23 protein-coding genes and 1 pseudogene are annotated in these 25033 nt (G+C 69.5%); 12 read left to right on the top strand and 12 right to left on the bottom strand.

Annotated elements, in window-relative coordinates:
- Window positions 1–401 (bottom strand): sigma-70 family RNA polymerase sigma factor (locus ABTY98_RS39720; protein ID WP_502994472.1); only part of this gene is annotated, 401 nt, incomplete at its 3' end.
- Window positions 402–1235: 834 nt separating this feature from the next.
- Here ABTY98_RS39720 and ABTY98_RS39725 point away from each other — a divergent pair.
- The 4 genes and pseudogenes from ABTY98_RS39725 (at window position 1236) to ABTY98_RS39740 (ending at window position 4038) form a co-directional block, all read left to right on the top strand.
- On the top strand, window positions 1236–2402 hold the full coding sequence (locus tag ABTY98_RS39725; protein ID WP_352226032.1) for a S1 family peptidase: 1167 nt from the start codon (window positions 1236–1238) through the stop codon (window positions 2400–2402).
- Window positions 2403–2617: 215 nt separating this feature from the next.
- Window positions 2618–2869: pseudogene (locus tag ABTY98_RS39730) on the top strand (IS256 family transposase); the annotation flags it as partial.
- Between the two features lie 174 nt (window positions 2870–3043).
- Entirely contained in the window at window positions 3044–3628 is a 585-nt protein-coding gene (locus ABTY98_RS39735; protein WP_352226058.1) for a dihydrofolate reductase family protein, read from the top strand.
- Window positions 3625–4038, top strand: coding sequence for a VOC family protein (locus ABTY98_RS39740; RefSeq protein WP_352226033.1), 414 nt, complete (start codon window positions 3625–3627; stop codon window positions 4036–4038). Before ABTY98_RS39735 ends, ABTY98_RS39740 begins: the two co-directional genes overlap by 4 nt.
- Before the next feature lie 333 nt (window positions 4039–4371).
- Here ABTY98_RS39740 and ABTY98_RS39745 read toward each other — a convergent pair whose 3' ends face one another.
- Window positions 4372–5577, bottom strand: a complete 1206-nt coding sequence (locus tag ABTY98_RS39745) for a cytochrome P450 (RefSeq protein WP_352226034.1) — start codon at window positions 5575–5577, stop codon at window positions 4372–4374.
- 519 nt (window positions 5578–6096) lie between these two features.
- Between ABTY98_RS39745 and ABTY98_RS39750 the strand changes: the two genes are divergently transcribed.
- Together ABTY98_RS39750 and ABTY98_RS39755 are read left to right on the top strand one after the other, a co-directional pair.
- A complete protein-coding gene (locus tag ABTY98_RS39750) occupies window positions 6097–7254 on the top strand; it encodes a glutathione-independent formaldehyde dehydrogenase (RefSeq protein WP_352226035.1) in 1158 nt (385 codons plus the stop codon).
- A 135-nt stretch (window positions 7255–7389) separates the two neighbouring features.
- Window positions 7390–8718 carry a DUF2254 domain-containing protein gene (locus ABTY98_RS39755; RefSeq protein WP_352226036.1) on the top strand — a complete coding sequence of 443 codons (1329 nt, stop codon included), beginning with the start codon at window positions 7390–7392 and terminating at the stop codon, window positions 8716–8718.
- A gap of 1281 nt (window positions 8719–9999) precedes the next feature.
- On the opposite strand, the gene ABTY98_RS39760 is transcribed toward ABTY98_RS39755, so the two are convergent.
- The 6 genes from ABTY98_RS39760 to ABTY98_RS39785 all read right to left on the bottom strand — a co-directional run bounded on the left by ABTY98_RS39760 (window position 10000) and on the right by ABTY98_RS39785 (window position 14201).
- The gene (locus ABTY98_RS39760) at window positions 10000–10155 is read right to left on the bottom strand and encodes a DUF6131 family protein (RefSeq protein WP_352226037.1); all 156 of its coding nucleotides are present in this window, start codon (window positions 10153–10155) and stop codon (window positions 10000–10002) included.
- Between the two features lie 464 nt (window positions 10156–10619).
- The gene (locus ABTY98_RS39765) at window positions 10620–11042 is read right to left on the bottom strand and encodes a hypothetical protein (protein ID WP_352226038.1); all 423 of its coding nucleotides are present in this window, start codon (window positions 11040–11042) and stop codon (window positions 10620–10622) included.
- A gap of 286 nt (window positions 11043–11328) precedes the next feature.
- On the bottom strand, window positions 11329–11757 hold the full coding sequence (locus tag ABTY98_RS39770) for an ATP-binding protein (RefSeq protein WP_352226039.1): 429 nt from the start codon (window positions 11755–11757) through the stop codon (window positions 11329–11331).
- Between the two features lie 569 nt (window positions 11758–12326).
- Window positions 12327–13115 carry a zf-HC2 domain-containing protein gene (locus tag ABTY98_RS39775; protein WP_352226041.1) on the bottom strand — a complete coding sequence of 263 codons (789 nt, stop codon included), beginning with the start codon at window positions 13113–13115 and terminating at the stop codon, window positions 12327–12329.
- Between the two features lie 25 nt (window positions 13116–13140).
- Entirely contained in the window at window positions 13141–13743 is a 603-nt protein-coding gene (locus tag ABTY98_RS39780; RefSeq protein ID WP_502994470.1) for a sigma-70 family RNA polymerase sigma factor, read from the bottom strand.
- Window positions 13744–14045: 302 nt separating this feature from the next.
- Window positions 14046–14201, bottom strand: a complete 156-nt coding sequence (locus tag ABTY98_RS39785) for a hypothetical protein (RefSeq protein ID WP_352226043.1) — start codon at window positions 14199–14201, stop codon at window positions 14046–14048.
- A gap of 307 nt (window positions 14202–14508) precedes the next feature.
- Between ABTY98_RS39785 and ABTY98_RS39790 the strand changes: the two genes are divergently transcribed.
- The 3 genes from ABTY98_RS39790 (at window position 14509) to ABTY98_RS39800 (ending at window position 16528) form a co-directional block, all read left to right on the top strand.
- Window positions 14509–15054, top strand: a complete 546-nt coding sequence (locus ABTY98_RS39790) for a cupredoxin domain-containing protein (RefSeq protein WP_352226044.1) — start codon at window positions 14509–14511, stop codon at window positions 15052–15054.
- A gap of 134 nt (window positions 15055–15188) precedes the next feature.
- Window positions 15189–16076, top strand: coding sequence for a metallophosphoesterase family protein (locus tag ABTY98_RS39795; RefSeq protein WP_352226045.1), 888 nt, complete (start codon window positions 15189–15191; stop codon window positions 16074–16076).
- Window positions 16073–16528, top strand: coding sequence for a hypothetical protein (locus ABTY98_RS39800; protein ID WP_352226046.1), 456 nt, complete (start codon window positions 16073–16075; stop codon window positions 16526–16528). The genes ABTY98_RS39795 and ABTY98_RS39800 overlap by 4 nt, the downstream gene beginning before the upstream one ends.
- A gap of 375 nt (window positions 16529–16903) precedes the next feature.
- On the opposite strand, the gene ABTY98_RS39805 is transcribed toward ABTY98_RS39800, so the two are convergent.
- A complete protein-coding gene (locus ABTY98_RS39805) occupies window positions 16904–17215 on the bottom strand; it encodes a hypothetical protein (protein WP_352226047.1) in 312 nt (103 codons plus the stop codon).
- 162 nt (window positions 17216–17377) lie between these two features.
- Between ABTY98_RS39805 and ABTY98_RS39810 the strand changes: the two genes are divergently transcribed.
- Entirely contained in the window at window positions 17378–17503 is a 126-nt protein-coding gene (locus ABTY98_RS39810) for a hypothetical protein (RefSeq protein WP_352226060.1), read from the top strand.
- A gap of 701 nt (window positions 17504–18204) precedes the next feature.
- The gene (locus ABTY98_RS39820) at window positions 18205–19707 is read left to right on the top strand and encodes an MFS transporter (RefSeq protein ID WP_352226048.1); all 1503 of its coding nucleotides are present in this window, start codon (window positions 18205–18207) and stop codon (window positions 19705–19707) included.
- A 103-nt stretch (window positions 19708–19810) separates the two neighbouring features.
- On the opposite strand, the gene ABTY98_RS39825 is transcribed toward ABTY98_RS39820, so the two are convergent.
- From ABTY98_RS39825 to ABTY98_RS39835, 3 genes are all read right to left on the bottom strand, one after another.
- On the bottom strand, window positions 19811–20068 hold the full coding sequence (locus ABTY98_RS39825; protein WP_352226049.1) for a hypothetical protein: 258 nt from the start codon (window positions 20066–20068) through the stop codon (window positions 19811–19813).
- A gap of 501 nt (window positions 20069–20569) precedes the next feature.
- The gene (locus ABTY98_RS39830) at window positions 20570–21598 is read right to left on the bottom strand and encodes an amidohydrolase family protein (protein ID WP_352226050.1); all 1029 of its coding nucleotides are present in this window, start codon (window positions 21596–21598) and stop codon (window positions 20570–20572) included.
- Window positions 21599–21645: 47 nt separating this feature from the next.
- Complete coding sequence (locus ABTY98_RS39835) at window positions 21646–23322, bottom strand: FAD-dependent oxidoreductase (protein WP_502994473.1); 1677 nt, start codon at window positions 23320–23322, stop codon at window positions 21646–21648.
- Between the two features lie 227 nt (window positions 23323–23549).
- Between ABTY98_RS39835 and ABTY98_RS39840 the strand changes: the two genes are divergently transcribed.
- Window positions 23550–24854: a cytochrome P450 family protein gene (locus ABTY98_RS39840; RefSeq protein WP_352226051.1), complete on the top strand. Its 1305-nt coding sequence runs from the start codon at window positions 23550–23552 to the stop codon at window positions 24852–24854.
- Window positions 24855–25033: the final 179 nt, after the last annotated feature.

Below are 25033 nucleotides of genomic sequence, written 5' to 3' on the forward strand. Positions count from 1 at the left end.
TTGCGCAGTTCCTGCACCCGGCGGGGCACGCGCAGCGCCCACATCCGGTCCCGGAAGTGCCGCTTGACCTCGCCGGTGATGGTGGGCACCGCGTAGCTCTCGAAGGCACCGCGGGAGGGGTCGTAGCGGTCGACGGCCTTGACCAGGCCGAGCGCGGCGACCTGGCGCAGGTCCTCGACGGACTCACCGCGGTCACGGAAACGGCCGGCGATGCGGTGGGCCATGGGCAGCCAGGCGGCCACCAGTTCGTCGCGCAGGGCATCCCGCTCGGGGCCGTCACCGAGAGCGGCGAGACGGGCGAAGAGGGAGGCCGTATCGGGGGCGTCGTCGTGCGAACGCCGGGACGGGGCCCGGGTCGTGGGGGCGGGCGTGCGTGAAGGGCGCGATGAAATGGACGAAATGTTGGAGGCCACGCGGATATCACTCCTGGACTGCTTTTCCAGAAAGTCCGGAAACCAGGTTCCGGACATGTCCTGAAGGTTCTGTCAGGGGGTGCCGCAACGGAGAAGTGTCCTGGCCCGGGAGGGTGCAGGCAGCTTCAGTGGTTTCCCGCTGGGCATGCGCCTCCGGTCCGAAGCACTGGACTTCGCCTGCCCCTGAGTGCGAGCGGTAAACACAGCGTCCGGGGACAGGTAAAAGGCTTCACGGCAGTGGGCGCCCGGTGGTTTCGACAAGCGGCGACTGACCACGCGCGTGCGGGAGTTCGGCCCCCGGACAGGACTTGGGTCCGTTGTATGTGAAGCAGAGGCATACCGAGGCCGCACGGTGGATGCGTCACCGAACGTGCCGCAGTACCAGGTGCGCAGTGGCAAGTCCGGCCCGTCCGGATTGGCGCCGTACCGTTCCCGACGCGCCCACAAAGCCCGTGCCGCAAGTGCGGATCGCTCCACACGGTCGGCGTCCGTCTCTTGGCGCTGTGCAGCCAATCTGTCCCTACGTCGGGCGCCCCGGCCAACGCGTCGCTGTAGCGTGCAATGACAGGTCTGCTACGGCAGTAACCGCGGTTCGGCGCGTCGAAGTCCGTCGCTGCGAGGAGAGCTGCTGGGTGGTTCTGCACGGCGTCGCCCAGCAGTCCGCCTCTTGGCACGGGCAGCGCATGGCGCTGGTTGAACCCTGCATTGGCATGGACCTGTCCATGATCAGCCGCTAGGCTCTGCCCTGCCAAATCGCTGAGAGCGCTCTCACAGCTCTGCTGTTCCACCCCACACCAGTTGGAACGACGAAGGGCAACCCCCATGAGACGCACCAGACTCATGCATGCCGGCCTGGCCGTGCTGCTCATGCTCGGCGCGGGCGCCACCGCCGCAACCCTGCCCGCTTCAGCCGACGACTCCCCGACCCCCACCAGAACCATCGCGGCGCCCGCCTCGGCCGATCTCCTCTCCGCGATGCAGCGAGACCTGCATCTGTCGAAGGCCGAGGCCGAGGCAAGGCTGGCCGCCGAACAGCGGGCCACCACCGCGGAACCCAAGGCCCGCCGGGCGGCGGGAACCTCCTTCGGCGGTTCGTGGTTCGACGCCGGCCGCGGCACACTCACCGTCGGCGTCACCTCGGACACGTCCGCCGCGACCCGACAGGCGGTACGAGCCACGGGCGCGACCGTCCGTACCGTCGCGCACAGCGCGCGGCAACTCGACGCCACCCGGGCACGGCTCGACAGGCTCCCCGCACCGGCGGGCGTCAGCAGCTGGCACGTCGACCCGAAGGCGAGCACGGTGGTCGTGAACGTCGCCGGCGGCGCGCAGGCTGACAACGATGTCCGGGAGTTCCTCGCCCGCGCCCGCACAGCGGGGCCCATCGCCGTCAAGGAGACCCCCGGCGCGCCGAAGACCCTCGCCGCCGGAACCGTCGGCGGCGACCCGTACTACACGGGCAACGTCCGCTGCTCCATAGGCTTCTCCGTGTATGGCGGGTTCGTCACCGCCGGGCACTGCGCACAGCCGGGCGCCGGCGTCAGCGGCTGGGACGGCAGCTACATCGGCAACTTCCAGGGCTCCTCCTTCCCGGACAACGACTACGCCTGGGTCAACGTGGGCAGCGGCTGGTGGACTGTTCCGGTCGTGCTCGGCTGGGGCACCGTCTCCGACCAGCTGGTGCGAGGCTCAGCCGTGGCACCCGTCGGCGCCTCCATCTGCCGCTCGGGATCGACGACGCACTGGCACTGCGGCACGGTCCTCGCCCAGAACGAGACCGTCAACTACAGCCAGGGCGCGGTTCACGAGCTCACCAAGACCAACGTGTGCGCCGAACCCGGTGACTCCGGCGGCTCGTTCATCAGCGGCGACCAGGCGCAGGGGGTCACCTCCGGCGGCTGGGGCAACTGCAGCAGCGGGGGAGAGACCTGGTTCCAGCCCGTCAACGAGATCCTCGGCCGGTACGGCCTGACGCTGCACACCGCCTGACCCGTCCGCCTACGGCGGCGGGCCCGGCCGGCCGGGCCCCGGCGGCGCCTCGCGGACACGATCCGCCCGACGTCGCCGGGCCCCGGTGTCACGTCTTCGGCAAGCGCTCCAGGAGCTCTTCACGGTGGCGCCGGAAGTTCGGACTCCGGCGTCACCATCGGATGCCGGACATCGGTGACCTCGCCAATACAGGTCAGGCAATCGTCGAAGTTCCCCCCGCCGGGCACTGGATCCACTTGCGCACCACGAACCCGATCGAGTCGACTTTCGCCACTGTCCGGCTGCGGACCAAGGCCCCCCGGGGCGCTGGCAGCGCGGCCGCCGCTCTGTCCCTGGTCTTCAAGCTCGTCGAGTCCGCCCAGCAGCGGGCGCCCCGTGAACGCACCCACCTCGTCGCCCTGGTCCGTGCCGGAGCCCGCTTCGAGCGAGGCCACCTCGTCGAACGCTCCGAGAGCCACGCGGCCTGAACGACCGCAACTGATCCACGGGGCATGACTCCTGCCCCCTCAGCCCGGCAGCAGGCGGCGCGTCGGGCCGATGAGTTTGCCGGTTGCCTGAAGTCTTCCTTGTGACATGCCCGCCCGGTCGGCGGATCAGGAAATGCCGGATCCCGGTGTCACGAAGAAGAGATGGAGGCCAGGATGAACAGTCCGATTCGGCTGTACATGTCGATGTCGCTCGACGGCTATATCGCCGGCCCGGACGATCGGCCAGGGCAGGAACTCGGACGCGACGGTGGACGGCTCTTCAACTGGCTCGACTACCGGGAGTCCGACGCTCCGAGCGGCCAGGTCTACCGCGAGGCGCTGGCGACCGGCGCGGTGATCTCCGGCCGTCGGACCTTCGAACTCGCCGGGCGCTGGCAGGGCGATCACCACGACGGCGTGCCGATCTTCGTACTCACCCACCAGGTGGATGACGGGGACGTGCCACCCGGCCACGCGCGTTTCGTCACCGATGTCGAGGACTGCGCCCGTCGGGCTCGCGCAGCCGCAGGGGACCGGCCGGTCATGGTCCATGGGGCGGGGGCGGCCCAAGCACTTCTCCGAGCCGGGCAGGTGGACGAGATGGAGATCCACCTGGTTCCGGTCCTCCTCGGGGACGGTCGACGGCTGTTCGACCACCTGGGTGGCGATTACATCGAACTCGACCTCGTCCGACGGCTCGAGGATCGAGAGGTTACGCATCTCCGCTACCGGGTGCATCGACCCGAGGAGGCCGCGTGAAGACGCTCTTCGTCTCCTACCGTGTCACCGACCTGGACCGCTCGCTCGGTTTCTACACCGCCTTGGGCTACGCCGAACTGGGCCGGGTCGAGGGCGGCGACGGGGCTCGCCTCGTGATCCTCAAGTTCCCCGACGAACCGGCGGCCTCGCTCGAACTGGTCCACCGCCCCGGCGGCGGACCAGTCGACGTGGGCAGCGGTTTCGACCACCTCGCGATCCAGGCGGAGAGGCTCGCCACCACCCTGGAGACGCTGACCGAAGCCGGCCTGCGGCCCGAACCCCTCCGGTACCCGGGCGGCCCTCACGGCCCGAAGACGTCGTTTCTCACGGACCCGGATGGTTACCGGATCGAGTTGGTGGAGTGGCCGTCCGGACATCCCGACGGCATCACCGCAGCAGACTTCGCCTGAGGGGCCACGGTCTGCGGAGTGACGAAGCTTCCCCTCGGCGCGACCGCGGCGCCACGTGAGGCGGCATCCCACCCCAACCACAGGTCTTGACGATTACTCGTCCGAGGCCGTCACACGGCCCTCGCTGAGGCTACTTGACACACAGAGGCACTCATCCCTGAACTTGGCTGCCGGCGCGGCCCGTTGCCCCTCCAACCCACTCGTGCCAAACCAGCAGATCAGCGAGCAGAAACTCAGGGTCAGAGATCTGCACGCCCTTACTCGGACCGCGCAAGGCACGACCCTGCCGCGCCCCCCACAGGCGCTCAGCGGAGCCGACCTCCAGTCAGCCCCCTACCAGGCGACGGGCAACTCGATCGGGAAGCGCCGGATCGTCTCCGTGTCCCAGCGCACTTCCTCCGGTGGTACCGCCAGCCGCAACCCCGGAAACCGATCCAGCAGCCGCCCGACAGCCACTTCCAGCTCCGCCATGGCCAGCGGTACGGCGATGCACCGGTGTCCACCCCAGCCGAAGGTCATGTGCGGTGCCGGGGGCCGGTCCGGGTCGATGGAATCCGGATCCGGGTACCGCTTCGGGTCGCGGTTCGCCGTCAGGTACGACACATGGACGAAGTCACCCTTTCGGATCCGCACCCCGCCCATCTCCACGTCCTCCCGTGCCACCCGGGGAATACCGACCCCCTTGCGGAAGGGGATGACGCGGAGCAGCTCGTTCAGGACGTCCGTGAGGGACTCCGGCCGACTGATCAGGCGCTTCATCAGCTCGGGGCGGGTCAGAAGGAGGTAGCAGATGTCGCTGATCTGACAGGTGGCCGTGTCCTGCCCGCTGAGCGTCAGCGTCAGCGCCATGACCGCCACTTCCTGGTCGTCGAGCACGTCATCGCCGTCCTTCGCGGACGCCAACGCGCTGATCAGGTCCTTCCCGGGAGAACTCCGCCGCTGCTCGACCAGCGCGCCGAAGTACTCCCGCAGCTCGGCCTTGGCGGCTGCGGCGGTCTTGCGGCTGTCCGGGCCAGTGGCGAGCAGTCGCTGCAAGTTCTGCTGCATCCGGCCCCAGTCGTCCCGGGGAATGCCGAGAAGGTCGAAGACGGTGTGCTGGGGAAGAGGGTCCGACAGATGGCCTACGAGATCCGCCGGCGGTCCCTGCTCGGCCATCTCGTCGAGCAGGGCGTCCGCAAGCCGGGTGATCCTCTTACGCATTCCGTCCACCCGCCGCTGGGTGAACGCCTGCGACGTCAGATGCCGCAGGCGGCTGCTGTGCGGCGGGTCCATCACATTGATCGACTCGGCGGAGACGATGGGCTCCGGCGTCAGCCGCGGGAAGTCGGATCCCATGATCCCCGCCCGGCTGAACCGCTGATCAGTGGTCACCTGCTGCACCCCCTCGAACCCGGTGACCAGCCAGGCATCGGCGTCACCGTACGGCAGCCGAATCCGGGCGATGGAATCACGGTCCATGAGCGCCGCCAGGGAGGGATCGAACTCCAAGCCCTCACTGAAGTCGAACGGACAGGTGATCGCTTCGTCGCCTGAGGTCATCGCACCGTTCTCCCTCTTTCGCTGATTTGTTGTTCCATGCATATGCCACTCGGCGACACCGGGCCACTGCTGTACCTCCAAGTGCGCTCTCCCGCCCGATTCCCGCGCGGCCCGGCGGACAGCCCCGTCGATCCCTGCCCGGCCGCCGCGACGGCACCGGTTCCCCGGACGCAGGCAGGTGGACAGGATCGTCGCGTGACCGCCGGATGGGGAAGTGCGAGCAAGATCGCGGCTCCAGCAAGGGGGCCCCGGTGGGGCGTGTGGTGACTGAGTTGCCCGTGGCGGTGAATGGGATGCGGCCCTGCGGGTACCGGGACGAGGATCGTCACCTTAGGCGGTTGCTGGCCGCAGAGGTCGTCCGCATCTCTTGCCCGGCCCTACTGCTGTGGTCTCGCGCCCTCCGGGCGTGCACATTGCGGCGGAAGCCTGAGGGCGGCCTCGAATCCGCCCCCGGAATCTGGAAATCCAACCCCAGCGCCGACGCGTGAGTGCGGCGATGGCGGCACCGGAGGAACGATTATGAAGGCAGCGGTATACGAAGGGCCGCGGAACGTGGCCGTGAAGGACGTACCGGACCCGAAGATCGAGCATCCCTGCGACATCCTCGTCAAGATCACCAGCACCAACATCTGCGGCTCCGACCTGCACATGTACGAAGGCCGCACGTCCTTCGAGACCGGCCGGACGTTCGGACACGAGAACCTGGGGCAGGTCGTGGAGGTCGGCTCCGCCGTCCGCAAGGTCCAGGTGGGCGAATACGTCGTCCTGCCGTTCAACATCGCCTGCGGCTTCTGCAAGCAGTGCGAGAGGGGCCTGACCAATTACTGCCTCACCATGCAGCCGGAACCGTCCCTGGCGGGGGCAGCCTACGGTTTTGCGGACATGGGGCCCTACCAGGGCGGACAGGCGGAGTTTCTCCGTGTGCCCTACGGCGACTTCAACGCGCTCCGGCTCGGTGAGGACGCCCAGGAGCGCCAGGTCGACTACGTGATGCTCGCGGACATCTTCCCCACCGGATACCACGCAACCGAGATGGCGAACGTCAAGCCGGGCGACCAGACCGTGATCTACGGCAGTGGCCCGGTGGGCCTGATGGCGGCCTATTCGGCCATCCTGAAGGGTGCCGGCCGCGTGTGGGTGGTCGACCACCACCCCGACCGGCTGCGGGTTGCCGAGGAGATCGGTGCCATCCCGATCAACGGCGCCGAGGAGAACCCCAGCGAGGTGATCAAGGAGGCCACGCTGGGCCTGGGCGCAGACAACGGTTGCGAGTGCGTGGGATACCAGGCACACGACGCCGAGGGCCACGAAGACGCCTCGCTGACCCTGAACAGCCTGATCGACTCCGTCCGCTTCACCGGTGACATCGGTGTGGTCGGCGTCTTCCTGCCCGAGGACCCCGGCGGCGCGGAAGCCCAGAACGAGCTGGAGGCCCAGGGCAAGGTGCCCATCGACTTCGGCCTGATGTGGTTCAAGGGCCAGAAGATGGGAACCGGCCAGGCTCCGGTGAAGAGGTACAATCGGGCCCTGCGCGACCTGATCGCGGGCGGGAAGGCCGAACCCAGCTTCATCGTGTCCCACGAGCTGAACCTGGACGAGGCGCCCACCGCCTACGAGCACTTCGACGCCCGCGACGAGGGCTGGACGAAGGTCGTTCTGCATCCCAACGGCGGCTGAGAGAACACGGCCGCAGGAGCCCGGCGAGGCTGCGCACCGTTCCCGCGGTGGGGACCGGCCGGGCTCCTGAGGTCCGAAAGGATCAAAGCGAATGCCGTGCCGTGGGCCACGACTCGGCCGGACAACGGAGTCGGCATGCCGGATCGGAGCAAGATCGCCGCACGCGCGTCGGGGCTGATCGGCCGCCTGTGCTCGCGCATGTGGGTCGTCCCGGTGCTCTGTCTCGTCGGGGGCGTGGGCCTCTGCCTGGGCACCCTGGCCATCGACCGCGCCACCGGCTACCGGCTTTTGAACAAGGGCCTGATAGGCACCCCATCGAACGCACAGTCGATTCTCAGTGCAGTCGCCGCTACCATGACGACCCTGATCCCCCTCGTGCTCACGATCACCACCGTGGCCGTGCAGCTGGCGATGGGGCAGTTCTCGCCGCGGATCGTGGGCGCCCTGCTGCACGACCGGATCAGCCAGTGGGCCATGGGACTGTTCACGGCCACCTTCGCCTTCGCCATCGTGGCCATGCGCAATGTGCAGGCAAGCCGTAACGGACTTCCGGGCCTGACCGTCCTCACGGCGTACGTACTCGTCCTGGCCAGCGTCGTCTGCCTCATCCTGTACGTCCATCACTCCAGCCGCTCGCTACGGGCAGCCGGTCTCATCGACCTGGTCGGCGACCACACCCACCGGGAGATCGACCGCCTGTACCCGGTCGAGCCGGAGGAACGGTCCGCGCCACGGTCTGACATCACCGAGGCTCTGCCGACGGCCCAAACGGGCGTTCCGCACGACGTGTTGAACACCGGCGAGCCGGGGATCCTCATCCGCTTCGACCTCGCACGGCTGGTGCAGCTGGCCGCTCGCGCCGACTGCGTGCTGGAGACCGTGCCGGTGATGGGTGACTTCGTGCATGGCGACAGCCCTCTCTTCCGCGTGCGCGGCGACATGAGCCGCCTCGATCAGGCCGCCCTTCGCCGCGCGGTCCTCCTCGGCGACGAACGCACCCATGAGGACGACTGCGCCTACGGCATCCGCAAACTGGTCGACATCACCGAACGCAGCATCGCCGTGCCCTTCAACGACCCCACCACCGCCGTGCAGTCGATCGACCGGCTGCATGACTGCTTGCGCCAACTCGCCTGCCGGCCCTTCCCGTCGGGGCGTCACCGCGACAAGGACGGCACGGTCCGTGTGATCACCCGAAGCCTCACCTGGGACGGTTTCGTCCGCCTGGCGCTGGACGAGATCCGGCTCGCCGGCTGCTCCACCCCCCAGGTGACCCGGCGCGTGCGCGCCCTGATCGACGACCTCAAGCGACTGGCACCGCCCGAACGTCAAGACCCTTTGGACCGGCAGCTCCGCCTGCTGGAAGCGGGAGTCCGTCGGGCCTATGACGACGAGGAGGACATCGCCACGGCCCTTACCGCCGATTACCAGGGGATCGGTTCCGGCAGTGACATCACTCGCTGACCACGTCGACCGAGGCGATGCGTCAGCGGACCGTCGCGTGCCTACGGCTTCCCGTACGGGCCTTCTGAGAGCCACTATGGGCAACTCGCCGGTGCTGACGCCGACTTCGTCGCTCATCGCCGCGCCGGGCTCCGCAGCGACTTCATCCTGGTACGACTGGAGTGCCATAGCCTATCCGCCGACGGGTGCCACGGCCTGGCCCGTCCACATCCAGCGCGCCGACCTGGCGCATCTCATGCGCAGCACCCGCCACGGCACCCCGGGCCGATGTCATCGGCCCGGTCGTCATGCCGTACGACAACCCCCCTGCACTCCGCTGCTGCCGACCAGGTGCGGAGTTTTCCGGTGACCGACGTGCGTCGGTGTGGCCCAATGTTCCTGTCTCGGAGACCAGCCGTAAGGTACGGCGTGGCCTTGAAACAGACCGTGAAGGAGTAACTCTCGCTGGGCTTGATGTCGGGGGAAGGTCGTAGCGGCTCACGGCCAAGTACGTCTCGGGCGTCGCCGCTTCCCGGCTCCGGGGGCGTATCGCAGCAGCCCGCTTAAGCGTCGTCGCTGAGTTCCTGGTCGCTGGCCGACGGGTTTCCCGTGCGCGTACCGCGGCTGGTTCTGAAGGTGCGGGCGACGCCCCTGCCAACCTCAGTGGCGGCCTTGATGATCTCCCGCCACGTGATGGTCGGGGCATACCAGCCGTCGACTGCCGGGAACCCGTCCGACCCGGCCCACGACTGATGCTTGGTCGTCCGCCACCGCTAGCGTGGCTTCTTCGCTGGCCCGTCATGGAACAGGACCGGTACGTCGAAGCTGTCGGCATAGGTGAGCGGCGGTGCGTCCGGCACGCATGCGGGCGTCATGCGGATCACTCTGGCATAGGCATCGCCCCTTACCGGCGCCGGGCAGCGGGCCAGACGGCATCGACCGGGTCACCCTGGATCAGAAGTTGCGCGGCCATAGCCTCCGTGCTCGCCGGCGAGGCGGTTCGTTCCTCTCGATCCTCTCGCCCAGCTCCCAGGAACTGGAGGAGCAGCGAGGGTATTCCGAAAGCGGCTCGCGGGACTCGGCGCCGCCTGGAGGAGCGCGGCACCGACACCGGGCGACGCCGCGCCGCGGGAAGAAGGACGGCCCCGCGGCGCGGTGCGCGGTGCGCAGTCGTGCTTCAGCGTCCCCGAGGTGCCCGACCAAACGGCGGGGGACTGGCCGGGATCTCATTGCGGGACCCGCGGAGGCCGCGCTGCGGATCCCCCCGACGCCGAGGAGCGCACCGGCGGTGACGAGTTTGCGTCACCAGTAGTGGCGGCGACCACCCACCGCATGGCCCACGGACCCCAAGATCCACAGGATGAGCCCGATGACCAGAAGGACGATGCCTATCGTCCAGAGAATGCCGATTCCGGTGAGGAATCCGACGATGAGCAGAATGACACCGAGAGCGATCATGACTCCTCCAGCGGGTAACCTTCGCGGTACGTCGAGTACCCCGCTTCCGCGGATGCACGCGCTCGAAGGGCCACCGGCCGCAGTGCGGTAACTGACCGGGCGACCGGGGCCCCGACCATGACTGGTCAGCGTCTGCCGGGCACCGGGGGAGACCGTAGTCCGAGGGAGCTCCGAACCAGGGGCTACTAGCCGTCCGGATGATCAGTGCGCCATCCGGGGGGGCGTACGGCGAGCAGGCTGCCCGCTTCCGCGCAGATGCGTCGGTGTCGCCTTGACTCTTCCGATCAGGCCGATGTGTCGCGGACTCTGCCTCCGGAGGGTGCGCTGCCGGATGGGTAGGCAACGTGAGTGCGAGCAGATAGGCCATGCGCGGAGTGTCGTAGCCGCCGCGCAGCGACGAAGGCCGGCTGGTCACCGGCCCCGAACGTCTGGGTCTGCGCCGACTGCGTCGGGTCGAGGGCGGTTCAGGCGCCGGGGCGTCCGGCGGCCGTCCAGGCGGCGTATTCCTGGCGGACATAGAGGCGGCGGCTGGGGACCGGCGTGATTGCGTCGCGGTGGTGCGAGCCGGCCGCCAGGTGGGGATGACGGCGGTCGTACAGCAGGAGTTGTTCGGCGGTTTGCGCGGCAGCGTCGATAGGGCCGGGTCCGGGGTCGTCCAGGGCCATCCGGTCCATGAGGGCGGCGCGACGCAGCAACCAGGCGCGTTCGGCGGCCGCCGGGTCGACCGGCGGGCGGGTGACGGGCCTGGCGCGGCGGCCGTCGCGTTCGGCCCCGAGGGCGAGCACCTGGTGCATTTCGCGGTGCAGGTTGGGCGCGTTCGCGTACGTCTCGTGCGGGAGCGGTGCGCCGACGTCCTCGCCGCTGTCGGGGTTGCCGTCCACGCTCACACCCCCGCCGGTACCCAAGGGCCGGCGCCGCAGCGTGTACACAGCACCGTGTCGGGCTCGGGTTCGCGGTCGTCTTGATGGAGGGCAGGTGGGTCTGCCGCGGACCGCACGGACACCTGGGGCCGGCCCGGACAGCAGTCGACGGGGCACGGCTTGTGCGTCGTGAAGTCCCACTCAGTGGGGCCGTCGGGTGACCCGGTGCCGCAGTCGCTCCCGGTGAACCGTCGCCGCGCCGTGGTGCCGACGCCGGCCAGGGGCCGCCGCCCGTGCGGAACGCCGGGGCCGGTCATGCCGAGCACCTCAGGCAGGCGCGGACTTCGCGGCCGCCGCGCGACTGGTGGACCTCGGTCGACTGGGCGAGGCACTGGACGATGCCGGTGCCGCGGCCGTGTTCGTCCGGGGCGATGTCGGGGCGACGGCGATCCACCGCCATGCCGGAGTCACTGACCACGATGTGCAGAGTGCCGCGGTCGAGGACGAGCAGCACGGTCATGCGCTCGCGGCCGTACTGGGCGGCGTTGGCGGCGAGTTCGTCCACGATGAGAACGGCGGAGTCCCGCTCGCTCGCGGGAACACACCAAGTCTCCAGCAGATCGGCCGCGAAGTGACGAGCGGCGGAGACGTGTGCCTCCTGCGCGGGCAGGGCGAGCAGCGCCTCGCGGCGGTAGGGCTGGCAGAGGAGTGCACTCGGGTGGGGCGAATCGGTCACAGACATGGTCTTCTGGCTCTTCTGTCGATGTGCGGAAGCTGGAACGTGGGAGGCCGCCTACGACTTCGAGGGGCGGTCGCTGGACCGGATCCTGTGCATGGGCGCGCTCATTCAGTTCCACGGGCGACGCATGCCGAACGGTTCGAGCTGTTCGCACCTTTTGTCCAACTTCTTTTTGGGACAGGTCAATGCCAGTGGCCCGACTGAACTCTGTTTGCCGAGGAACGGGGAGCATCTCGGCCGGCCCCTTGTAAGCCCAGGGGGGTGGCGACGGCCACCCGGAGGGGGTGTGCACGACCCGTCGTACACACGTCAAGCCGGTTGAGGACTGGGCCGGTTCGCGGGAGTCGGCGGTGAGGGCGACCGGATCCCGGGAACTGTCGGCGCGCCGGGAGAAGAGCCGGGATTCCGGCTTTGGCCACCTTCCGGTGGAGGTTGAGGTGCATGCCGCCGGCCCCCACATCGCCGTGCCTGCCACCACTGGGGCAGCCGCGTGACGGGAGCGGCCGGAGCCCAGGAGTCGGTGGGTGCGCCAGGATCCCGCCCGACGCAGTGCCGGGCGGGCTCCCCTCGCCTCACGCCCGGATCGTGACGAGCTTCTGACCGTTGCCTGCGAGGATCTCGAAGTGGTCGATGGCTCCCGGAGACATGGCAACCGTCCCCTGGATCATGCTGCCAGCCGGGTATGTGCCTGCCCGCCAGGTAGCGCCGTCCGCCCTGGTCCCGCCTGGTCCGACCGCCTGTAGCCGACAGGTGATTCCGGCGGGCGCCCCCTTGGCGGAGACCTGCAGAACACTGCCCCAGGCAGAGGGCGAGACCTTGACCGAGGCGGTGACGCCGGTGGCGGGATCGCTTCCGGAGAAGGTGCGCAAGGGTGTCGGCGCGGTCGGCGCGGTCGGCGTCGCCTGACTGCCCACCGTGCCGACAGCCGCCAGCCATGTGCCGCCGACTGCTGCTGCGATGAACGTCAGGGAGGCGACGGCGCCGGCCAGCTGCAGACGCCAGGTTTTGCGGCGCCGGGCCGCGGCCTGCTGGAGCAGCCTGTCCAGACCACCCGTCTGCGGCGTCTGCTGCATCACAGGCACGGCGGGTCGTGCGGACAAGGAGTCCTGCGCGCTTTCGGCTGCCCGTGCCACCAGCCGGTCGGCCAGTTCCCCATCGGCTGTCGGCACCGTCTCGCCTGCGGCCTCGGCTGTGGTCACCGTCGCCAGCAGCGCGGGCAGTCCCGCCAGCTTGGTGTGTTCGGCCCGGCACTCGGCACACTCCGCGAGGTGGACGCGCACCTGTTCCATCTCCGCCGGGAGCAGCGTGCCCAGGACGTATCCTCCCAGGGCCAGCCGGAGCGGGTCGTGCTCCGTACTCATGGTCGCCACCTCCTGCACACCATGGTCATGGCTCGATTCCCCGTTCCTCCAGCGCCAGCCGTAGGGCGTGCAGGGCGTAGTACGTCCGCGACTTCACGGTGCCAAGCGGAATGCCCAACACCCGTGCCGCCTCTGCCATGGTCCGGCCCCGGTAGTAGGTCTCCAGCAGGACCGCTCGGTGGTCCGGGGGCAACGTGCGGATGGCGTCGGCAACCGCCCAGCTCTGCAGCGCCTGCTCGATCCCGTCCTCGCCCTGCGCCTGCTCGGCGGCTAGCTCCAGCGCCTCGCCGCCGGCCTCGGCCGGCCTGGCCTGCCGGGCCCGGTGGGCATCGATGACCAGGTGTCGGGCGACCGTACACAGCCATGCCCGGGCCGGGCCGCGTGCGGGCTCGAAGGCGGAAGGGTGCTGCCACGCTCGCAGCAGCGTCTCCTGCACCACATCCTCCGCCCATTGCCAGTCTCCTGAGGTCAGTCGCAGCACGTAGTGGAACAGGGGCCGTGCGTGCTCCGCATACAGAGTGCGCAGCAGTTCCTCGTCCGCGGTCGAAAGGGTCCCTCTACCAGAGACACGGTGCACGGACCGATCCGGATCGGTCCGGGGACCACGCTTTCGGGAACTCCAGGGCATACGCCGATCATTACGCATACGAGCTGCTTTGTCCTGTAACGCACAGTTTAGTGCGAGTGGCGCGCTGTGAGTGCCGCAGGCCGACGCTCTGCCCGGATCTCACGGCGCAGCCGGGACCAAGCGCGGGGAGTACGCCCAGGAGGCCCGTCGAGCTGCCGCGGCCGTCAAGAAGTCTCACAAAAAGTGCTCATCCGTCGAACCGTCGGACCCCCGCCGTCCGTGGAGCCGGACAAGAGCTGACTTACGCGGCAATTCCTCATCTGTTCCCCTCCACGGAAATTCCGTGCTCGACGAAGGACGGGTCAGAGATGACCGAAATTCAGCACGCCTGCGTGCTCCTGGCGCCGGGCACACACGCCCCGGCCCTGTGCGTCGAAGTCGGCGCCTCCGTGCGGTCCCGGCCCCTGCCGCTCCGCGGAGCGCTCGACGCGTACGGCGATCGAGGGCTGGGTGAGCACCGGAGCAGAACTCCGTCCCGCCCAGCGAGCGCATCACCCGCCTGGCACCGCCGACCTGCGATGCGTCTCTCGCGGCCGCTGGATGGGGAACTGCCGTATGCCGCCCCCCACTTCGCAGCGCAAGCGCGGATGCGCAGCGCGGGGCACGTCGGGGCGAGCGGCCGGCGCGGGGCAGCACCAGCCCGCGTTCGCACGGTCCCTCAGATGCACTCGGCCATGAGCACGGCCTCCGCCGCACATGGCTGCGGTGGCGAGCGCTCAGTCGGCGCAGCCCCCATCTCCGCCTGATCAGTAAGGAACGGACACCATGTACCTGAACCTGCGCACGCCATGTCGGCGATCACGCGCCGCGGCCGGGCTGGCCGTCGCCACCGTCGGCGCGGTGGGGCTCCTCGGCGCGTGCGGCCATTCGTCGCATTCCTCGTCCACCGGAGCCGGTGCCGGCACGCCCGGTCCGGGGCAACACCAGTTGGCCGGGATGTCCGGCGCCACAGGGCCGGGGAACACGGCGGGCTCCGCCCACGGCGCCTCGCCCACGCCCAGCATGAGCATGCCCATGAGCCCCCCGGGCACGGCGGGGCCGACGACGCCGGTGACAGGGAAGGCCGTGGCGATCAAGAACTTCGCATTCTCCCCGGCCACGCTGAAGGTCAAAGCGGGCACGACGGTGACCTGGACCAATCAGGACACCGACGCCCACACCGTCACCAGCACCGGATCGGGAGGCCCGCTGCACTCGGCCGCCCTGAACACCCACGCCACCTACCGCTACACGTTCACCAAGCCCGGCACCTACGCCTACCTCTGCACCATCCACCCGTTCATGACCGCCACCGTGGAGGTGACCCGATGACCGCATACCACGACAGTCACGACGCAGCACCGGCCGGCGATGCCGCTCAGCCCGACCCCGCCCCGGAGCACGGTATGAGCCGGCGCCAACTACTCCGACATGCAGGGTGGTTCGGAGGAGCCGTGGTGCTGACCGTGGCCAGTGGAGAGGTGATCAGCCACATCGCCGACTCCCGGGACACCCACGCCGGGGCCGCCGCCGGGGCCGCCGGGGCCACCGAGGCCGCCGCAGCGGGAAGCGGCGCACTGCGGTTCGTGCAGGTCTCCGACAGCCACATCGGGTTCCAGGGCCCGGCGAACACGGACGTGGCCGGCTCCTTCACCGAAGCCATCAACCAGGTCAACTCGCTCGGATTCAGACCTGACTTCGTCATGCACAGCGGCGATCTGACCCACCTGTCCACGGCCGGACAGTTCGACCAGGTCAAGCAGATGATGACCAGTTTGAAGACAGACCGTGTCCTCACCGTACCCGGCGAACACGACTCCATCGGCGACGCAGGCCGCGCCTACCGGCAGACCTTCGGCAGGGGCACGCTCGGCGACGGCTGGTACAGCTTCGACACCCACGGCGTGCACTTCATCGCCCTGGTCAACACCCTGAGCCTGGAGAAGCTCGGCCACCTTGGCAACGAGCAGGTCGATTTCGTCCGCAAGGATCTCGCGGGACTGTCGTCGGACACCCCCATCGTGGTCTTCAGCCACATCCCGCTGTTCGCCATGTACCCCCGGTGGGGCTGGAGTACGGACGACGCGTTGAAGGTCATCGCACTGCTGCGCCGCTTCTCCTCCGTCACCTGTCTCAACGGGCACGTCCATCAGTTGTTCAGCAAGACGGAGGGCAATATCACCTTCCACTCCGCCACCACCACCGCCTACCCCCTGCCCAAACCGGGCCGCGCCCCGGCCCCCACCCCGCAGGTCGTCCCCGCACGGCAGCTCAAAGACGCACTGGGCATCCGCAGCGTCGGCTACCGCCAGGGCGATCGCCAACTGGCCATCAAGGATCAGAGGCTGGCATGAACAGCCAAGGACTCCTCGCCCTTACCCTGCGGTCGGCGACCGCCGCCACCCTTGCCGCCGGCGGATACATCCACGCCCGGCTCTACGTCGACGAGTACCGCTTCGTCCACATCATCGGCCCCCTGTTCCTGCTCCAGGCGAGCGCCTCCTTCGCCCTCGGCGCCCTGCTGCTGATGGGGACGCCACCCCTCCTGCTGAGAGCCGCCGTGGCAGGCGTCGCACTCGGCGCCCTCGGTGGCTTCACCGCTTCGCGCACCGTGGGCGTGTTCGGATTCACCGAGCACGGTCTGCAGCCCGCGCCACAAGCCGTTCTCAGTCTCTTCGCCGAAACCGGCACGCTGCTTCTCCTCGCGATCTGGCAGATGACCGTGACCAGACAACACCACGCTGCCCGTCAGCCCATCAGGACACCCATCTGGAACCGGGCCGGCACCCGCACACCACCCAACTGAACGACCAGCGGGAGGCCGCCGGCAGCGTAGGCGCACCCCTTCCCGCTCCAACAGGCAGACGGGCGGTCCCTCCATCCGCGACCCGCCGCAACGCCTGCGACATCGGCTTCGCCGCCGAACACACCAAGGAGTGTCTCCATGCACTGGGAACCGCGCCCAGAAATAGCCGGGTTGAGCCCACACATCCGCGAACTGAGGGATGCCGTGCGCGCCCTGCTCGGCCTGGACGACGACACCGCCGTCATAATCCGCCAACTGACCTGCACCGCACCCGGCTACCCACAGCTGAAGACCGTCGTCGCGGTGCTGTCCATGGACGGCGAGGCTCAACGCTGGACAATGGACCGCCCCGCCGGCCAAGTCACCGATGACGACCTACGGGCCACCCTGCTCCACCCCCCTGCCCGAGCTGACCGGAACCGGTGGTCGAGAACGGGTCAGCAGCAGGACCGCGAGGGCCGCCAGGACCAGTACGAGGCCGAGGGTGTGCAGTCCCTGGTCGCTCGCGTCGTCACGGACGACGATGCCGCCGATCACGGCGGAGCTGATGGCCCCGAGGTATCCGAAGGCCCGGAACAGCCCGGAGGCGGTGCCGATCTGGCCGGGCGGGGCCGCGGGGCAGAGGGCCGTCTGGTTTCCGACCGTGGTGGCGGCGGACGGGACGCCGAAGACCAGGGACACCAGCACGATCGCGGGACTGCGGGAGGTGAGCAGTATGACGCCGAGCGAGTCGAGCAGCGGGGGGTCAGTGCGAGGCGATCAACGGTCCGCGCACCAGACTGAGGCTCGCGAGCGGGCGAAAGAGCAGTTCGGAGACAGGGATACGGCAACAGGCCCTGCCGTTCCTCCGTGCGGCTCCGGGGTATCCGGCACACCATCCCGGAGAAGACGCGGGGCCGGGCCTTGGCCACCCGCCGCCACAAGCGCGGCTACGTCTTCCTCGGCACCGCCACGGCGGCGGCCCTCGTAATCTGACCCCGCACATGGTCGGCCGCAGAGGTTCTGGCCTTCGGGGCTGCCAGGCAATGGGCCGACGACGGGACAACCGCCGGCGCGGTCATGCCCGGCGGTATCCGCACCGGCCTCCGCGCGCCTGCGAATTGAGCCGAGCGTTCCTGCCTCCCGTTGCAGATGGGTCCGATGAGCGGAGCCCCGGAGCGCTCGGCGCGCAGACATGGGCGGGCCCGCGCCGCTCCTGACGGAGTCGAGATGAGCATGGACTGCAGCCCGCCGCGCGATCGCGGTCAGGTTGCCCGCGGCGAAGTCGCGCACCTGGAACGGGGCCAGGTCGAAGATGGGCTCGGCGACGCGCGTCTCGACGACGCAGAAGGCCAGCAGCGGAGCGACGCCACCGATCAGGTCGGCCGGCACCCATGGGTTTCCCCCACCGGTGGCGCTGTCGCTACAGGGCTGGATGCCATACGTGATTCCGGCCAGCCGCATTCCGGCGCCGGCCGCGAAGGCGAGGTTGCCCAGCCAGTCGATGCGGCCAGGGCGGCCCGTCGAGGTCTCACGGGGGCGCCCCCGAGGCCGCCGCGCAACCGTGCCGGGCGCGGAGGCCGGGCTCGACGATCTCGCATCCGGCGCCCTTTTCCCGGCTGCCGAGCTCGACGATCCCGCGTCCGGCGCCCCTTCCCCGGCTGGTGAGACCGGCCGCGGCTGCATAGCGTGATCACATGACCACAGAAATGGCCCGGCCCGCTCGCGACGACCGGCGGTGGAAAGCGCTCGGGGTCTGTCTGACCGCGGGATTCATCTCGCTGCTCGACGTCTCGATCGTGAACGTGGCGCTGCCCTCCATGGAGCGCGGGCTCGGTGCCTCCGAAGCCACCCAGTCCTGGGTGGTGTCCGGGTACGCCCTCGCCTTCGGGCTCGCGCTGGCACCGGCGGGACGACTGGGTGACCTGCGGGGCCGCCGCCAGGCGCTGTTGCTCGGCCTCGCCGTGTTCACGGCCGCGTCGGTGGCGTGCGGCCTCGCCACCGGCCCCACCTGGCTGGTGGTGTGCCGGCTGATCCAAGGTGCGGCCGCCGGTCTGGTCGCACCGCAGACTTCGGGGCTGATCCAGCAGATGTTCCAGGGTGCCGAGCGTGCCCGCGCGTTCGGCTTCCACGGCAGCGTCGTCGCCGTGTCCACCGCGGTGGGCCCGCTGGCGGGCGGACTCCTGATCCACGCGTTCGGCACGGCCGACGGGTGGCGCTGGGTGTTCTTCGTCAACGTGCCGATCGGGGTGGCGGCCCTCGTCGCGGGGAACCGGCTGCTGCCCCGTCTCCCGGTGCCCAACGACAGACGGGAGAAGTTCGACCCGTTCGGCGTACTGCTGCTCGGTGCGGGCGTACTCGCCCTGCTGCTGCCCCTGGTGCAGGAGCAGCAGTGGCAGGGCCGGGCCAAGTGGCTGCTGATTCCGGTGGCCGCACTGCTGCTCGGGGCCTTCTGGGTGTGGGAGAGGACCCAGGGACGCCTGGGGAAGGCACCACTGGTCGACCTCGGGCTTTTCTCCCAGCGCTCCTTCACCCTCGGCGCTCTCATCAGCCTCATGTTCTTCGCCGGGCTGACCACCATCTTCTTCGTCCTGTCACTGTTCCTGCAGAACACCGCGGGATACAGCGCGCTCGCCGCGGGTGTGACGATCCTGCCGTTCGCGGCCGCCTCGGCGGTCGGCGCGGCCATCGGGGGCCGGCTGGTGATGCGCTACGGCCGCAGCCTGGTCGTCCTCGGCCTGAGCGGGGTGACTCTCGGGCTGCTCGGTGTCGTCGTCGCCGTTCAGCTGGTGCCCGGGGACGGCGTGGGCTGGGCCATGGCGCTGCCGCTGGTCATCGGCGGAATCGGCTCCGGACTCACGGTCTCACCCAACACGACCCTCACGCTCACGCTCGTGCCGGTACGACGTGCCGGTGCGGCGGGCGGAGTGCTGCAGACCGGCCAGCGCATCGGCTCGGCCGCCGGTATCGCCGTGGTGGGCTCTGTCTATTTCGCGCATGTCGCCAACCGCGGCCGCTCCACGACAGCCCTTCAGCTGGGGCTGCTCACCGCCGTGGCGATCATCATCGTCGCCCTGGTCCTGGCGGTGGCCGACCTGCGGGAGCGCCGGGCGCGTCCCGGACGCGACGACCTCCCGGCGGCGGGGCCGCGGGGCCTCGGGGAGAGCGGGGCCGGCGAGAAGGTGGGTCGCGGGGCCTGAGACCGGGCGGGGGCCGGAGAAGTGCGCCGCCCAGGGGCGAGGCGCCTCGACCCCGAAGAAGCGTCCTGGCCGCAGGATGACGGAACGGAGAGGGGCGCGGGCGTCAGTCCTTCGACGTGCAAGGCCGCCGACGCGCTTCGAACAGGACCATCGAAATCTTCACCGCGGTCGAAATGGTCAAGGCCTGCATGAAGGGCATACCCATGAGCCACAGCGTCACCATCATGGCGGTGAGGACCAGGAACACCGGCAGCAGCATGGTTTCCTTGACCGCGGAACGCAGAACACGCCCGAGCGTTCGGGGCTGATCCGCCGTGTCGATCGCGCTGACGCGGATCTCTTCCTCGTCTACCTGAGGCATTCTGTGTCCTTCCCGCGGACTCGTTTCCACCAGCGAGCCTAGGTACGGCCGGATCGGGCTGCCACCGCTGCTGTCCCGACACCGCCGGTACGCGGCCGGTGACGCCGCGTTCGTCGCCGTTCTCCTCGGTGTGGGCGCCGGTGCCCTCCCGGCCGCGTCACCGCGAACCCTGACGGTGCACCCGGGGGAGTCGATCCAGAAGCGGTGAGCGCGGCCCGTGCCGGTGACACGGTCTTGGTGCCGCGGTGTCGGTCCCCGCACGGTGACCATGCCTCCCGAGAAGAAGGCCGCCCGAGCAGTCCAGCGGAACCACATGACCGGGAACTGCGCCGGCCTGATCGTGATCGGTGACCAGAACAGGCCCCGTGCCGGCGCTCTCACCATCAGCGGCAACCAGGCTCCACAACAAGTACTGCGCCAGGACGGCCTGGCTGCCGTTCGTGCAGGGCTCGGCCATCGTGCTGGCCGGCGCCGAGACCACAACGCCACGAAGGGGCGTGCTCAGGTCGGCGCGAGGGCCGGCAGGAGACGCAGGGCGTTCCCGCGGTTGATGTGACCGCGCTCCTGGTCGCCGAGGGCGGGGTCCCTGTCCAGAGCGGGAGTTGTCACATCGGCGACCACCCGGGCGGGGGTCGGCGGCCAGTCGCTTCCGTAGAGGATGCGGGAGGAACCCGCGGCGGCCAGAAGAGTGGGGGTGGCCGACGGGGACATGGGCGCGGCCGTGTCGTAGTAGAAGCGGTGCAGGTAGTCGCGGACGCGGCCGGGATCGACGGCGGGGACGAGCTGGCTCCCGAAGACCTCGATCCGGCTCGCGATGTAGGGGAGGTACCCGCCGCCGTGCGGGAGGATGAACGTGAGCCGCGGGAAACGGTCCAGAGTGCCGTTCATGATCAGGCTCAGTGCGGCGCGGGTCGTGTCCATGAGGAAGTCGCACACGAACGGCGGTACACCCTCGGGGCCGCCGGAGGCGTTCACCTGCATGGGGTGCGTGCTGATCACAGCGGCGCGTTCGTCGAGCTCAGCCATGATCGGGTCGAGCCCCGGGTCGCCGAGATACGTGCTGCCCGTGCTGGTGCGCGCACTGACGCCCACCGCGCCGAGCTGGTCCATCCCATGGGTGACGGACCAGCGGGAGAGCTCGGCGTCGTCGAGGAAGACGGGTGTGAAGAAGGCGAAGCGGCCGGAGTGCCGGACGGTCAGGTCGCCCGCGGCCTCGAGGGCGACACGCGTGCTCTCCTTGCGTGTCGCCGCGTCCTGGAAGCGTCCCAGCATGGCGACGGTGAGGATGCTGGTGCGCGTGCCGGTCCGATCCATCAGGTCCAGGGCGGCGGCCTCGTCCCACCGGGTCCACGGCGGCAGCCTGTCACGGTCCGCGATCCCGTTCTTCTCGGCCCACCGCACCCATTCGGGGGCGGTGTAGTGGTGGTGGACGTCTATTCGTTGGTGCCGGGCGTCGTCGGCGCTCAGCGCGGTGCGCAGGCCCATGTCGCCCGGAGCCTGCAGGTCGGTGGTCTCGGCGGCTTGAGACATGGAAGGGCTCCCTGTGGTGGACGGTTCGAGGGCGTCGGAGAGCGGAATCAGCGGCTGAGGAGGCCTTGCAGAACGTGCGTCAGCTCGTCCTCGGGGTTCGCGGGGATGTCGCCGGAGCGCCAGGCGACCATTCCGTCGGGGCGCACGAGCACCGCGCCCCGCGGGGTGACGCCGTGCGTGGCGGCCCAGTCCTCGGCACCGGCGGCCAGGGCGGGCGAGGTGTCGAGGTCGAAGTCCGGGCCGGCGCCGGCGCGGTAGGACACCAGGGGGACGCCGAGCCTGGCCGCCGCGGCGTGGGCGGCCGACGGCCACGGCCCGTCCGCAAGGCCGCAAAGAAGGACGAAGCACCGCTCGTACAGGTCGATGGTCGACTTGGTGTCCCCGTCGTGCACCACGGCCATGTGCGGGGCCCGGGTGCCGGGCTCCGCCTGCAGGCGAAGCGACTGCGGGATGGTCGGCGCGTCGGTGTCGGCGCCGGACACGGCCGTGGAGACATAGCGGTAGCCGAGGGACACGGTCATCAGGTCCGTGCTCTGGCCCGCGCCCTGCGTGGCGGTGTAGCCGGGGTGCTGCTCGCGTGCGGCCTGCTCGATGGCCCGGGCACTCGTGGCCAGGGCGACCGGGCGCCGTTCCGTCTCGTAGGTGTCCAGCAGACCCTCTCCCGCCCAGCCGCGCAGTACGGCCGTGATCTTCCAGGCGAGGTTGTGCGCGTCCTGGATGCCCGTGTTGGATCCGAAGGCGCCGGTGGGGGGCATCTCGTGGGCCGAGTCACCGATGAGGAAGACGCGTCCCTGCCGGTAGCGGTCGGCGACCCGGTCCGCCGCGTGCCAGGGGGCGCGTCCCGTGACCTCGACGTCCAGGTCCCGTACGCCGGCGGCGGCCCTGATGTGGTCGGCGATGCGCGTGTCGGTGAAGGACTCGAGCGTCTGGCCGCGCTCGGGGAACCACGGGACGTGGAAAACCCACTTCTCCTCGTTGTCGACGGGCAGCAGGACCCCTTCGCCCTCGGTTCCGTTCAGGTAACACACGAGGAACCGCTGGTCCCCCACCACCTGACGGAGGAGCTTGCTGCGGAAGGTGACGCTGACGTTGTGGAACAGGTCGCCCCCGCCGCTCTGCCCGATGCCCAGACGCTCGCGCACGGGGCTGCGCGGGCCGTCGGCCGCCAGGAGGTAGGCCGTGCGCATCGAGTACGTCCGGCCGCTCTCCCGCTCGCGCAGTTCGCACGCCACGCCGTCCCGGTCCTCAGTGAAGGAGATCAGCTCCGTACCGAAGCGCACGTCCCCGCACAGTGCTCGGGCGTGTGCCAGCAGGACCGGCTCCAGGTCGTTCTGGCTGCATGCGCACCGCCGGGTGGAGCACACGTTCGTCTCGGGGGCTCCGCCGGTGAGACGGGCCGAGAGCCATCTGCTCTCACCGCCCGACAGCTTGTCCGTCTGCATGATGCCGTGATTGCCGGACAGGACGGCCGCGGCCTTTCTGATGTCCGGTTCCAGCCCGGCGGTGCGGAACAACTCCATCGTCCGCATGTTGTTCCCCCGTCCCCGGGGATGTTCGGAAGTGGCGGCCCGGCGCTCGGCGACCATATGGCTGACGCCCTGTCTTCCCAGAAACACCGACGCGGACAGTCCGACAAGCGAACCGCCCACGATCAGTACCGGCACCATTTCTTTGTCGCGTGTGTACACGGCCCGTCCTCCTCCAGTGACCCAGCGGTAGTTCAGGCAGCGATTCGCATTCATGGCGGCCCTGGTCCGAACCTGTCACAGGCACCCGGGGTCGGCAATCGAGCCTTCCCCCGGACGGCGCACTCTGCTTTTCCGCTTCCATACCGTGCCGACGACATAGGTCCGCGTCAGGGTGAATCGCGTTTTCCCGTTCCGAGTGGCGTCAATGCATTCCAGCGTTGCAGCCGACCTCTGCCACCGTGGGAAGAGAAGAAGGGCCGTCGATGACTCAGATGCAGGAGCATGAGACCGCGGACGAGACAGCCCGGGCGGTGGACGCGGCATCCCGTGGTTGCCCGGAGTACCGGGCAAACCCGCACCCCCTCTACCAGCACCTGCGGGAGAACGCGCCGGTCTGCCGCATCACCCCGCCCCACGGTGTGCACTCGTACCTGATCACCCGGTTCGAGGACGCGAAGGCCGCCCTTGCCGACCCGAGGATCAGCAAGGACATGTACGCGGCCATCGACGCCTACCGGTCCATCTTCGGCGACTCCTCCATCGCCTTGGACGACAACATGCTGTTCGCCGACCCGCCGAAGCACACGCGGCTGCGCCGGCTCGTCAACCGTGCCTTCGTGCCCCGCCGTATCGAGGCGCTGCGCCCACGGATCCAGGAGCTCACCGACACGCTGCTCGACAACTGCTCCACCCTGCAGCCCGTCGATCTGCTGTCGGCCTTCGCCTTCCCGCTGCCCCTGCAGGTGATCTGCGAGCTCATCGGCGTCCCCGAGGAGGAGCGGCAGGAGGTCCAGCAGTGGTGCAGTGTCGTCGCGCGGACCGGCTTCAGCAAGAAGGACAAGGATCGCCTGGCCGAGGCGGAGAACACTCTCCGGGAGTACTTCGAGGTCCTGATCGCCCGTAAGCGCAAGGCTCCCGAGGACGACTTGCTCAGCGTCCTCATCCAGACGCAGGACGAACAGGAGTCGCTGACGGACGGTGAGTTGTTGTCGACGCTGTGGGTGCTGCTGTTCGCGGGCCACAAGACGACCGCCTACCTCATCGGCAACGCCGTCTACACCCTGCTCACCCATCCCGAGCAGCTCAGGCAGGTGATCGACTCGCCCGACCTGCTCCCGAACGCGATCGAGGAGATCATCCGCTTCGAGGGATCGGTCGAGAACGCGACCTTCCGCCACGCCCTTGAGGACATCACCATCGCGGGGACGCTCATTCCCAAGGGTTCGCTGGTACAGATCGCGGTCACCTCGGCCAACCGGGACGCCGCCGCGTTCGAGAGCCCCGACACCTTCGACATCGCCCGGCCGGGCGTACAGAGCAACCACCTGGGCTTCGGTACGGGGCCGCACTACTGCCTCGGCGCACCGCTGGCGAGGATGGAGATGCAGATCGCCCTGGCCTCGCTCTTCCGTCGCTTCCCGAAACTCTCCCTGGCCGTGCCGGCGGACGAGGCCAAGTGGCTCACCGTGCCCTTCCCCGCGTTCCGGGGCCTGACCGAACTTCCCGTCGTCCTGGACCCCTCCAGGGTTCTGGACGACTGGGCGTCCGGGATGGTCGACATCGCGTGACGTCACGGGCGTAGCCCGCGACCCCGGCGCAGAGCGCTGCCGGTACGGCCGGCGCGACGCCGGGGTCGCGGCGCACTCGGATGTCGCCCGTCCGGGCCACGCACGGGCGGCGATGTCGCGGAGCCGGAGCATCGCATCGCAGGGACCCGATCCGGCCGCCGAGCCGCCGAGCCTCTGAA

The sequence above is a fragment of the Streptomyces sp. NPDC096040 genome, from assembly GCF_040303265.1.
Taxonomy (GTDB): Bacteria; Actinomycetota; Actinomycetes; order Streptomycetales; family Streptomycetaceae; genus Streptomyces.

What these genes read in the sequence shown, in the direction of transcription:
- ABTY98_RS39725 (WP_352226032.1), top strand. Translation starts at nt 1,236, where the DNA reads ATGAGACGCACCAGACTCATGCATGCCGGCCTGGCCGTGCTGCTCATG.
- ABTY98_RS39735 (WP_352226058.1), top strand. Translation starts at nt 3,044, where the DNA reads ATGAACAGTCCGATTCGGCTGTACATGTCGATGTCGCTCGACGGCTAT.
- ABTY98_RS39745 (WP_352226034.1), bottom strand. Translation starts at nt 5,577, where the DNA reads ATGACCTCAGGCGACGAAGCGATCACCTGTCCGTTCGACTTCAGTGAG.
- ABTY98_RS39750 (WP_352226035.1), top strand. Translation starts at nt 6,097, where the DNA reads ATGAAGGCAGCGGTATACGAAGGGCCGCGGAACGTGGCCGTGAAGGAC.
- ABTY98_RS39755 (WP_352226036.1), top strand. Translation starts at nt 7,390, where the DNA reads ATGCCGGATCGGAGCAAGATCGCCGCACGCGCGTCGGGGCTGATCGGC.
- ABTY98_RS39760 (WP_352226037.1), bottom strand. Translation starts at nt 10,155, where the DNA reads ATGATCGCTCTCGGTGTCATTCTGCTCATCGTCGGATTCCTCACCGGA.
- ABTY98_RS39770 (WP_352226039.1), bottom strand. Translation starts at nt 11,757, where the DNA reads ATGTCTGTGACCGATTCGCCCCACCCGAGTGCACTCCTCTGCCAGCCC.
- ABTY98_RS39775 (WP_352226041.1), bottom strand. Translation starts at nt 13,115, where the DNA reads ATGAGTACGGAGCACGACCCGCTCCGGCTGGCCCTGGGAGGATACGTC.
- ABTY98_RS39780 (WP_502994470.1), bottom strand. Translation starts at nt 13,743, where the DNA reads ATGCCCTGGAGTTCCCGAAAGCGTGGTCCCCGGACCGATCCGGATCGG.
- ABTY98_RS39790 (WP_352226044.1), top strand. Translation starts at nt 14,509, where the DNA reads ATGTACCTGAACCTGCGCACGCCATGTCGGCGATCACGCGCCGCGGCC.
- ABTY98_RS39800 (WP_352226046.1), top strand. Translation starts at nt 16,073, where the DNA reads ATGAACAGCCAAGGACTCCTCGCCCTTACCCTGCGGTCGGCGACCGCC.
- ABTY98_RS39820 (WP_352226048.1), top strand. Translation starts at nt 18,205, where the DNA reads ATGACCACAGAAATGGCCCGGCCCGCTCGCGACGACCGGCGGTGGAAA.
- ABTY98_RS39825 (WP_352226049.1), bottom strand. Translation starts at nt 20,068, where the DNA reads ATGCCTCAGGTAGACGAGGAAGAGATCCGCGTCAGCGCGATCGACACG.
- ABTY98_RS39830 (WP_352226050.1), bottom strand. Translation starts at nt 21,598, where the DNA reads ATGTCTCAAGCCGCCGAGACCACCGACCTGCAGGCTCCGGGCGACATG.
- ABTY98_RS39840 (WP_352226051.1), top strand. Translation starts at nt 23,550, where the DNA reads ATGACTCAGATGCAGGAGCATGAGACCGCGGACGAGACAGCCCGGGCG.